General features: G+C 39.4%; 11 protein-coding genes and 1 other annotated feature. All 11 genes read right to left on the bottom strand.

The genetic code is table 11. The features are described 5' to 3' along the window. Positions 1-102: 102 nt before the first annotated feature. Entirely contained in the window at positions 103-747 is a 645-nt protein-coding gene (locus NFR27_RS09690) for a DivIVA domain-containing protein (RefSeq protein WP_251443885.1), read from the bottom strand. A 13-nt stretch (positions 748-760) separates the two neighbouring features. Next, the gene (locus tag NFR27_RS09695) at positions 761-1,546 is read right to left on the bottom strand and encodes a YlmH family RNA-binding protein (protein ID WP_251443889.1); all 786 of its coding nucleotides are present in this window, start codon (positions 1,544-1,546) and stop codon (positions 761-763) included. A gap of 10 nt (positions 1,547-1,556) precedes the next feature. Continuing rightward, on the bottom strand, positions 1,557-2,357 hold the full coding sequence (proC, locus tag NFR27_RS09700) for a pyrroline-5-carboxylate reductase (RefSeq protein WP_251443892.1): 801 nt from the start codon (positions 2,355-2,357) through the stop codon (positions 1,557-1,559). Positions 2,358-2,368: 11 nt separating this feature from the next. Further along, positions 2,369-2,857 (bottom strand): cell division protein SepF, encoded by a 489-nt coding sequence (locus NFR27_RS09705; RefSeq protein ID WP_251443896.1) that lies wholly within the window; start codon positions 2,855-2,857, stop codon positions 2,369-2,371. Positions 2,858-2,887: 30 nt separating this feature from the next. After that, complete coding sequence (locus NFR27_RS09710) at positions 2,888-3,574, bottom strand: YggS family pyridoxal phosphate-dependent enzyme (protein WP_251443900.1); 687 nt, start codon at positions 3,572-3,574, stop codon at positions 2,888-2,890. 185 nt (positions 3,575-3,759) lie between these two features. Next, complete coding sequence (locus NFR27_RS09715) at positions 3,760-4,329, bottom strand: PBECR4 domain-containing protein (RefSeq protein WP_251443903.1); 570 nt, start codon at positions 4,327-4,329, stop codon at positions 3,760-3,762. A 217-nt stretch (positions 4,330-4,546) separates the two neighbouring features. Then, positions 4,547-5,407, bottom strand: coding sequence for a peptidoglycan editing factor PgeF (pgeF, locus tag NFR27_RS09720; RefSeq protein ID WP_251443906.1), 861 nt, complete (start codon positions 5,405-5,407; stop codon positions 4,547-4,549). A 10-nt stretch (positions 5,408-5,417) separates the two neighbouring features. Then, positions 5,418-7,229: a radical SAM protein gene (locus tag NFR27_RS09725; protein WP_251443909.1), complete on the bottom strand. Its 1,812-nt coding sequence runs from the start codon at positions 7,227-7,229 to the stop codon at positions 5,418-5,420. A 315-nt stretch (positions 7,230-7,544) separates the two neighbouring features. Beyond that, on the bottom strand, positions 7,545-8,090 hold the full coding sequence (locus NFR27_RS09730) for a glutathione peroxidase (RefSeq protein ID WP_251443912.1): 546 nt from the start codon (positions 8,088-8,090) through the stop codon (positions 7,545-7,547). 614 nt (positions 8,091-8,704) lie between these two features. Further along, a complete protein-coding gene (locus NFR27_RS09735) occupies positions 8,705-10,147 on the bottom strand; it encodes a sodium:solute symporter family protein (RefSeq protein WP_251443915.1) in 1,443 nt (480 codons plus the stop codon). Between the two features lie 180 nt (positions 10,148-10,327). Beyond that, positions 10,328-10,538: a binding site (T-box leader), on the bottom strand. Between the two features lie 203 nt (positions 10,539-10,741). Continuing rightward, the coding region (locus NFR27_RS09740) for an EF-Tu C-terminal domain-related protein (RefSeq protein WP_251454729.1) at positions 10,742-11,206 on the bottom strand (465 nt) is incomplete at its 5' end.

Below are 11,206 nucleotides of genomic sequence, written 5' to 3' on the forward strand. Positions count from 1 at the left end.
CCTCACTTCCTATTAGCTATGAATATTTTTCATATGTTCCTTATATCAAAAACGGCTTGATATAAGATCAAGCCGATTGATACTACATGATAAAATGTGTAATTATTTATTTGTAGCTGTTTCTTCTGTTGTTTCTGCGTCTTCACTAGTTGTTGCGTTTGTTTCAGCCACTGCATCACCAGCAGCATTTGCTTCAAGCACAGCTTGATCAACACCAGCATGTTTATGAATCGTAGAGTTATCTTCGGCTACAGCGGCAATCACTTCTTCAATATCAACAGATTCAACTTGTACTGAACTATCACCTAGTACACAGCCATCTAATAATTGTAATTGAGAGTTTAAAATAGATTCCATACGAGCCTTAAATACGGCAACTTCATTACGAATAATAGCGTATTTTTCTTGACCTTCACGCAAACTACGTTCTGCATCTTCTAAAATCAATTTACGCTGTTGTTCTGCTTCCTGAATAATAAGGTCAGCCTCTTTGCGAGCTGCATTTTTTACATTTTCCCCTGTTTCTTGCGCTAATACAAGTGTATTATTCATGGTTGCTTCCATTTGTTCATATTGAGCAATTCGTTTTTCTAATTGCTCAATTTTATCTGTCATTTCACGATTATCGCGATAAAGTGTTTCATAGTCATGAACTAATTCAGCCATAAACGCATCAACTGATGCTGTATCGTACCCACGAAAGCCTTTCTCAAACTCTTTATTGTGAATATCCATTGGTGTAATCATAGCTTACCTCCTATTACATGAAACGTTTGAGATATACCCCAATACGTCCTTTACGAGATGTGCCTGTGATGGCCTCAATCTTCATTCGTCCACGACCACGAAGAGATATAATATCTCCTTCTTTTACTTCTTGTGCTGGCCCTTTAGCTGGTTGCCAATTCACTTGAACAAGCCCAGCATTAATAGAGCTCACTACTTTAGTGCGAGATACACTAAATCCAGAAGATGCCACTGCATCTAAGCGCAAAGAAGCGACTGTAGTTCGTATTTCTTTAATTTTTTCTTCTTTCGGTTGAATCTCTGCCAAATCCATATCGTCTACCGATACAGAAACCATAGCAATCTTTGTAAAATTTTGTTTCACATAGTCTGCCATTGCAGAGTCAACAATTAACTGGGCACCACCAGTTTGCATAATAATATCGCCAAAACTAGTGCGCTCAATACCCAAACCCATGAGCGAGCCCAACACATCACGATGGGTTAACAAGCGAAACCGCGGATCCCAAGAAACTTTTAAAGCACTAATACCTATATCAACAGTTCCTTGAAAATCTGCTGCTACAAATGCTACCCGTATGCGCTCGGCTCCTTCATAGCCACCGCCAAATTCCACACGCAACTGTGGCAAATTAGCTTTAATTGCATCTGCAATAACAAGGCCAGCTGGTGACATAAACTCAGTCACCCGAAATGGTTTACCACCTACCACTTGCTCGGCTAAATCGAGCATACGGCGTGCTTCTTCACCATTGCCAGATGCTTCAAAATAACGAATTAATTTCTCTTTATCTTTCACAAATCCTCCTTCACTTCTTGCCTAACTCAAAGGAGCGTTCATAACAAGCAACTACCCCCTCTTGCATAGCGGTTCGGAGTCCAGCTTTTTCCATAGCAGCAATCCCAGCAATTGTCGTACCACCAGGGGAAGTCACTTGATCGCGCAAAATAGCTGGATGAGTACCTGTTTCAAGAGCCATTTTACCCGCTCCAAACAAGGTATAGGCAGCCGCCTTAATAGCTAACGGACGCGTTAACCCAAGACGAACACCTGCATCAGCCAACGCATCCATAATCACAAATGCATAGCCTGGGCCGGAACCCGAGATAGCTGTTAAGCGTTCTAAATCAGCTTCTGTTACAACAACAGCTTCACCTATAGCACTGAATAATTGGCAAAAATCTGCCGTAGCTTCTTCTGTGCCCTTAGTTCCTACTGCTAAAGCAGTTAAACCTGCACCAACAGCAACAGGCGTATTAGGCATAGCACGATACCAAACAGCCTGTGGTAAAGCCTCCTCTAGGGTCGCTAAATTAATCCCTGCTGCTACTGACAAGCACACTGTACCAGCTGGAATCGCTTTAAATTGAGATACTATTTGCGGCCATACTTGTGGTTTGACAGCCCAAATAATCGTGTTGAACCGATTCAAATCAGGCAATTCAACACTGGCCTTAACACCTAATTCAGTTTGTAACGCCTCAGCACTAGCCTGTGTTCTAACAAGCACCTGTACCTGCTCAGGCGTAATTAACTTGGCCTGCAAGGCGCCACGTAATATAGCGCCTCCCATGGCTCCTGCCCCCACAAATAAAATTTGTCCTAACATAGTAGCTCCTATTAGATTTGTGGCTCTTTCCACGCAAATGTTTCAGATAAATCACTGTAACTTTTGTCGTTATAATCTACAGTTACATTCACAGGTACGCAAATGAAAATATCTTTACCAATTTTTTCTAATTTACCATCTAATGCAAAGGTTGCACCACTTACAAAGTCTACAATACGAGCCGCTTCATGAGGGTCTGTTTTTTCAAAGTTAATAACAACTGGACGCATATCACGAAGTTCATTAGTAATCTTTTCAGAATCTTCAAATACAGTTGGTTCAACAATTACTACTTTCATTGCATTAGGACGCTGTGCCACGGTGTTATATCCTCCTGTTTTTGCGGGACGGAATGCAGAACTGGTAGAATTAGTCTGAGCTACCTGATGTGCAGGCTCATCATATTCAGGACCTAAATTATCTTCATAAGTCTCTTCATCGTAATCATCCCGATCATTTACAACAAACATTTTTTTGATGTTGCTCCAATTAAAGCTCATTTATAAACCCTCCTACATTGCGCTAAGCCATTAATTATATACTCGGTTACCAAAAATTGCGGTGCCAACGCGAATCATATTCGCGCCTTCTCCTAAAGCCACTTCAAAGTCATGGGTCATCCCCATTGATAAATACGAAATCTGTCCTTCTGGGAATTGGGACTTCATATCTTCATAGAGTGCATGGGCTACTCGAAAAATAGGACGAGCTTCTTCCGGATTTTCGAAAAAAGGCGCCATACACATCAACCCTTTAACTCTAACATTTGGCAATGTCTTCGCATAATCGCGCACTTCTGGAAAGTCTTCCACCGTCAACCCCGATTTACTTTCTTCTCGTGCCACATTAACTTGTAATAAAATATCTTGTATTTTATCACATTTAATGGCCACTTTATTTATTTCATCTAGTAGCTTCTTGCTATCGACAGAATGTATTAAAGAAAATAGCGGCACTGCTTGCCGAACCTTATTTACTTGCAAATGACCAATCAAATGCCAGTCCAATTCTGGTCCCTTATAGGTTAAAATCTTTTCTTTTGCTTCTTGTACTCGATTTTCACCTACCGTGCGAACACCTAGTTGAGCCACTGTTTCCACCGCTGTTACAGGATGATTCTTAGTTACTGCTATGAGTGTTACTGCATCATGTCTACCCGCTTGTGCCATAGCATCTTGCATACGCTTTTGCACAGCTTCTAACGCATCTTTTATCATAGCCTACCCCCTATATGCACCGGCTAACACCTGTCAGTGCATGTAAAAAATTACTTTCATGCGATAATATTATATAATACTTTAAGTAAAATGCCAATGAAAATATGAGAAACGCTGTATATATTAAGGTTATTTTTATAAATTTTTTATATTTAGTTCAAATTAGGCAACTATATAAGTCAACTTTATATCGAAAAAATCTCTTGAAGCTCTACATCATCTCTTTTAAAAATAATATTTTCAAACCGCTCTTCCCCCGTCTTACGTGATAAAATTGCCTCTATCGGTACTGGATATTTTAATACATTTCCTTTAAGTAAAGTCTGCGGAACATGTATTCTCGTATCAGTAAACCCTAAAGTACATCCACCATCTGAAGAAGCTAAGACACAACGAATCTTATTTTTTTCAAAATATTCTTCCGCCATTACCAATTCTTGACTAAACATTTGACAAGCCGATTCTAATACAGCAACCTTTCGTCTAACAGAACCCTTTTGCTGTTTAGAGAAAATTTCAAAATCATCTACAGACAATGTTTCCGTCAGACATTTTTCAAAAAAATTTTTAGGTTCTAAATTCCCAGTAACTCCTGTTAAATGTAAAAAATTGTCTTCTTTAGCTGTCAAGATATAATACTTTTTATATTTGAAAAGGCGCGAATAAATCAAATACTCTTGATTCAAAAAATTATTCGCGTATATATTGGCACCAACAATTAACTTCCGCCTTATATTTTCCTTAAATGAGCTCATTTTATGTCCCCTTACATAAGAAAAAGAGGGGTAATTACCCCTCTTTTTCTTGATTTTACACAGTTATCTCTGCCATGGAATGGGTTTTCAGTCTCCATCCGACCACTGGAAGTAGGTTTAACGTCTCTACTCCGACTATTTCTTTCCTAAATTATAACACATTCCCCAAATTTTAACAAATAATGGACTTTATAGTAAAAAAGAATCACATTTCCACTTATTTTAAATTTGTTAACATAGCAAACAAAGCCATGCGCCCCGTTTTGCCAAATTCACGTCGATAAGAGTAGCAAGCTGGGGCCGTCATACTATCGGAAGTAGACACGGTAATTTGCTGCCAAGGTACACCTAACTGACGCAGTTCTTGTACAATAAATTGCTGTAAATTCACCCGCGGGGTCTGAATACCTTTATCCGCCCGATATTTATAGCCTACAATCTGTTCTGGAACGAGTGCCGCTTGCCTAAATAAATCCGCCAATTCTTCACTCACTTCAAACGACTCATATTGGATGGATGGACCTAAATAAACATGACAATCTTCTGGTTTCGTACCATAAGCATCGCCCATAGCCTCTATAGTACGCACTGGTATATGTCCAATCGTACCTCGCCAGCCAGCATGAATAACGGCCATAGCATGTTGACGTTGATCATAAACTAACACGGGCACACAATCAGCGACCAATAACAATAAAGGCACGCTGATTAGATTCGTTATCAACGCATCGCTATCAGGAATTGCCGTATCCATCTGAAAAGCGCCTGCACCTACCTGCTCTTTTGTCACTTCTGAAATGTGTGTGCCATGTACTTGTTGAGCACAAGTTAGCATTTCAGGCGCTACTCGCAAATGTTTAGCTAAACGTTTCCGATTTTCCCACACATGTTCCATCTCATCCCCTACATGCAACCCCAAATTAAACGACTCAAAGGGCTTTTGAGATACGCCACCAAAACGTCGTGTTACCCCATGCATAAGGGAAAATCCAGTTAATGCTGTAGCCGCTTCAAATTCAAAAGGCCGTCCAGGGAATCCGCCCCCCTCACGAATTACTGTTCTATTTTGCCGTGCCATAGGTTTCACCTCATCCTACACAAACACCACAGCGTTTACACCCCTCTTGACAAGGCGGGGTATACACTTCTGTCAAACTACGTTGCCATTCAGCCGCTAAATAGCCCTCAGCTAATTGCATATCTAACATATCCCAAGGCAGAGGCTCTGTTAACTCTCGCTCTCTATATAAAGCCTCATCCATATCATACGCATACTCATTACAAGCCTTTTTAAATTGTTTTGGTCCCCCCGCTTCAACAGCCGCCAAAATAATATCGCCTAAACGGCGATCGCCACGCGCTAATACGCCCTGAATATAGGCTTCTTTAGGTGATTCTACTAACACTTCAATACGTCGGTTTTTACTCAACGCTTTCTTAATTGTATTAAGCTTCTTAGTTACATCCTTTTGATGGGCCATTGGCATCCACTGAAACGGCGTAAATGGTTTAGGAATAAACGGATTAACACTTAAGGTTAAACGACCTTTGCAACCAGCCTCTTGCATATAGGCATATACATCTTCCGCCATACTCACAATAGCCATCACATCTTCTTCTGTTTCTGTTGGTAACCCAACCATAATATACAAACGAATGTGAGGTATACCGGCCTTAGCCGCCAACTTTACCGCTTTTGCCATGTCTTCATTTGAAATCCCTTTATTAATAACACGGCGCAAGCGATCACTGCCCGCTTCGGGCGCAATCGTAATCGTTTGCTGTCCACTTGCCGCTAAACCATCTACCACCGCCTGCGTTAATGAGTCAGCACGCAATGACGCACAAGAATAGCGAAGCCCTTTAGAACGAATATATGTCACTAATTCATCAATGTCAGGATAGTCTGAAATCGCTGCCCCCATGAGACCTACTTTTTTATTTAATGCCGCCGCTCTATCAACGCCCGCTTTTAACAAATCAAGACGCCGTACGCGCGGCGTTCGATAACAATAGCCAGCCATACAGAAACGGCAGTGACGACCACACCCACGGGCTACTTCAACAATATACATTGCCCCAAATTCAGTAAAATCTGTAGCAATAACTGTTTCACCAACTGTATCAAGAGATTTCCAATGTCGTGTCACCTTAGGCACTACACAACCTGTACTAACTGTGGAATTAGTATTTTTTGTATTCTCTGTTACCGTAACTGCAACATTTTCTGCGGTACCACTTATACCTTCAGCCAAGTGATAGCCTGCAAAGCGCCCACTGTCATCAAATTGAGGCTCATACAAGGCCGGCACATATACACCCGTGATTTTACTTAAAGCAAGTAAAATATCAGAGCGCAACCATTGTTCATTGCGCCCTTGTTCAATTACTGACAACACATGCGAAACTAACTCTTCACCTTCACCAATAATAAATGCATCAATAAAATCAGATACTGGTTCAGGATTAAAGGTAGCACAAGGGCCACCTGCAATAACAATGGGATCCCGTTCAATGCGATGAATTCGTTTTACTGGCACACGGCCTAATTTTAATAAGGTAGGAATGTTAAAATAATCCATTTCAAAAGTAATATCAAAACCGATTACATCACATTCATATAAGGGCCGTTGCGTTTCCACACTCATCAACGGCAAACGATGCTTTTCATAATCACGCAATTCTGAATTAGGTGGTAAAAAATATCGTTCCCCACAACTTGTAGGTCTTGCATTAATTTCTTCATAAATAATTTGTAGTCCCAAATTACTCATGCCAACAAAATATGTATTAGGATACACTAACCCCACTTTAAATGGTTTGTGAGGATTGCTTTCAATTCGACTTACTTCCTTCGCCCGAAGCGATTGTAAGCCATTTAATATTTCATTTCGTGTCACGGCACAACCTCCTTGAGCAATCAACATCTTAATTATTTATTATAACATGAAATATCCTGCTAAATAAACATAGATAAAAATAGATATACTAAACAATCTTAGATAACTATAGATACAACTAAATAAATACAACAGATAGTTTAATTCCTCCTAAATAAACATAGCAAAAGAGCGCTCTCCTTATCAGTAAGAACGCTCCTTCATTATCGCGATATGCTCATATTCTATTGTTACTTCTATCTATATTAACGGCTCCAGCCGGTATTACATAAAACTCTACTTTTTATTCTGCTGTATTACTATAAAACTCTATTTTTATTCTGCAAGAGCGTCTTTAATAGCCTCTTCCATGGCTGCTGGCTCTTCAGTTGGTTCAAAGCGCCCTATGACTTCACCTTTACGATTAATCAAGAATTTTGTAAAATTCCATTTAATCGAATCATCGCCTAAAAATTCTGGGAATTTTTCTTTTAAAAAGTTATTCAAAAAGTCTGCTTTTTCCCCTTTGAACCCCTTAAAACCTTGTTGTGCTGTTAAATATTTGAATAAAGGGATTTCATCAGCACCACGAACTACAGCTTTCCCCATCACCGGGAAGGTTACGCCATAATTTAATTTACAAAAGCTCTGCACTTCTTCATTAGAACCTGGCTCTTGCTCTAAAAATTCATTAGCAGGAACAGCTATGACAGAAAATCCTTGATCTTTGTACTCTTTATATAAAGCTTCCAAGCCTTCATATTGTGGTGTAAAACCACATTTGCTAGCCGTATTAGCAATTACTAATACTTGACCTTCAAATTCTTTTAAACTAACTTCTTTACCTGCTTTATCTAATACACTGTAATCGTATACGCCCATGATATTGTCTCCTTTACACATAACTTACTGCGTTTCACTTAATTAACGTCTACTTTAATACTAACTTACTAACTTACTAACTTGCTAACTTACTAACTTACTAACTTACTAACTTATTACCTTACTAACTTATTACCTTACTTCAATTCTAAATTACTTAAATGTTAACTTATCGAGTATCACCGGTTATCTCTCTTTCGATAATTTAATTGTACACAATTTTTTAATTGTTGTCAACTATATTTTGCGCAATTTAATTAATAAAAATTTATTTTCATATCATTCTTCTAATACTCAGTCTCAAAAATCCTTATATTTACTGGACTTTCATCTATATTACTACACACAAATTTTCTTAAAAATCATTCAAAATTTCCCTCAATTTTTCTAAAAGCTCCTAAAATGACTTCCATTATTTCTAAAATTTTAAGCCACAAAATAAAAATTCACTTGTTTTTAGCCACATATATTTTAAAACCTACTCCTTACAATATAAAAATAAAAAGCCATTTAATCACAATTCGTGGTTTCTCAACGCCCAACGATTTGCATTAAATGGCTTTTATCTTAACCCTTACTATTAAATTCCCCAAAATCGACTAAAATTACTTAGCCTAAATATCTACACCAACCATACCCTTTTCAGAAGCCGCTTCCCCTTGCAAAGCTTCATCAACAACGATAGAACGTTTGCTAACTAAAGTACAAACACCAAATGTAATAGCACATACAATCCATTCTAAATAAATTACATGCGGTACAATTCGTACCACTGGAGCAATATTCCATAAAATTAAAGTTACTACTGCGGCTACTAATGTGTAGAATGCACCTATACGACTACAATATTTTGGCGCGAATAATGTCATCAACACAATCACCGAAAATGCAGCCATTAAGCTCAATCCCTGCATTAAAGTAGCAATAATGCCACTAATCGTCAAAGCAAATGTGAAGGTTAATAAACCCATGACAACAATAGCAATACGGGTAATCAATGTATACTGCTCATCGGTTACATTTGGGTTGATGAAACGTTTATAAATGTCTTGAGAGAACAAAGTCCCTGAACTTAACAAAAGATTACAAGCCGTACTCACATCTGCGGCCCAAAGAGCAGCTAAGGTTAATCCTGCTAATAAAGGATGTAAAGAAACAATTAACTTAGGTAAGGCTAATGCAGGGGATAACCCAGGATATAACTCCGCTGCAATAACACCTAAATACGCACTAACGAACCCGATAGGAAGCATAATCAAACCACCAAGAATAAATCCTTTACGAGCGACCCCCACTGTTTTAGCGCCTAAGGAAATTTGAATAATACTTTGTAACGATAAATTAACGGTAATCAAAGTAACTACCCAAGTTAAAATAGTTAAACCCCCAACGCCTTCTACTAAATCAAACATATGAGGCATCGGTGCCTGCGCTTCTACGGCTGCCGTACCACCCATTAAATGCACTGCCATATAAGCCGCTGCTGCAATACCGATATACTTAAGCGTAACATTTAACAAGTTGGAAATACTAGCTGACCACATGCCCCCCATCATAGTAACACCGATGAACACAACGGCACTCATAATCATACCAGTTGTTACCGTAAATACTTCAGGCAATAGAGCGGCTAAAATGGTGCCACCAGCTACATACTGCAAACTCATTACACAAAGTTGCACTAAGATCTGGATTACAATGCCTGCAATTCGACTTTTCTTATCATAATACCGTTCTAACATTTCAGGCACTGTTGTAATTTGTAAACGACGGTATCGTTTAGCCACTGTAAGGCCCATCACAATCGCACCAAGCCCCCAAGCAGCCGTATACCAGCCAGCCGAAATCCCTTTCATATACGCTTGTTCTGCCACTCCAATTGTTGAGGCGCCACCTACTGCTAAGCCTACAATTGAAACAGTAATCAATGGCGTTGTCATGCGACGACCTGCTAATACATAATTTTCAGCTTTCCCCGTCGTTAAACGACGCGATACCCAAGAAATAACAAAGAGTAATACCACATACAGCCCTACAATCACAGTTGAAATTGTCATTTTTCGCTCCTTTCGCTATGGTGATTGGGGCATATCACCGGCCCGTCCGCCTAACTAGACTTAACATACTCTCTTCATTCTCAAAGTTAGAAATAAAAAATCGCCCCTAAAAAAGGGACGATGACGAATCGCGGTACCACCCTCATTGACGATTTTGGATAATAAAAAAAGAGCGTAGCACCAAGGGACGGAAATTCCGCGGTACCACCCTCATTATCTCGAATCGACCAACTCATAGTTCTTCTAACGACAACCACGCCGGCTCAGCCTACTCTATTTCAGCTTTGCAGTTCAGAAAGGAACTTCACACTATAATCACTGCCGTTTTACACCAACCAACGGCTCTCTGCGCATGCCTTATAGAGCTACTTTCTTTCATCATCACTTTTATCTGTACTCAGCACATTTATAAGATTGAACTTATTATACGAAAAACATTTGTCCATGTCAAGCGTAATTTTAAAAATAATCAAAAACACCGCCCAAGGTAATCCTCAAGCGGTGTCTCTTCAACTATCAACAACTATATAGCACTCTAATTGAGAGAATACATAATTGTAATCTAAAGGTTAATACAACCGTAATCTATTGTTATTAGCCTTCAACAATTTCAGTAACAACACCAGCACCTACTGTGTGGCCACCTTCGCGGATAGCGAAACGAAGACCAGCTTCAATAGCGATTGGTGTAATTAATTCGATGCTCATAGTAATGTTATCACCAGGCATACACATTTCAGTACCTTCTGGAAGTTCGATAACGCCCGTTACGTCTGTTGTACGGAAGTAGAACTGTGGACGGTAGTTAGAGAAGAATGGAGTATGACGGCCACCTTCTTCTTTAGTTAATACGTAAACTTCACCTTTGAATTTAGTGTGTGGGTGAATAGAACCTGGTTTAGCTAATACTTGACCACGTTCGATGTCTTTGCGGTCAACACCACGAAGAAGTGCACCAACGTTGTCACCTGCTACTGCGGAGTCCAAAGTTTTACGGAACATTTCAAGACCAGTTACTACATAGCTTTCAGCTTTTTCTTTAAGACCAACGATTTCAAC

Source organism: Veillonella intestinalis, from assembly GCF_943192895.1.
Lineage (GTDB): Bacteria > Bacillota > Negativicutes > Veillonellales > Veillonellaceae > Veillonella_A > Veillonella_A intestinalis.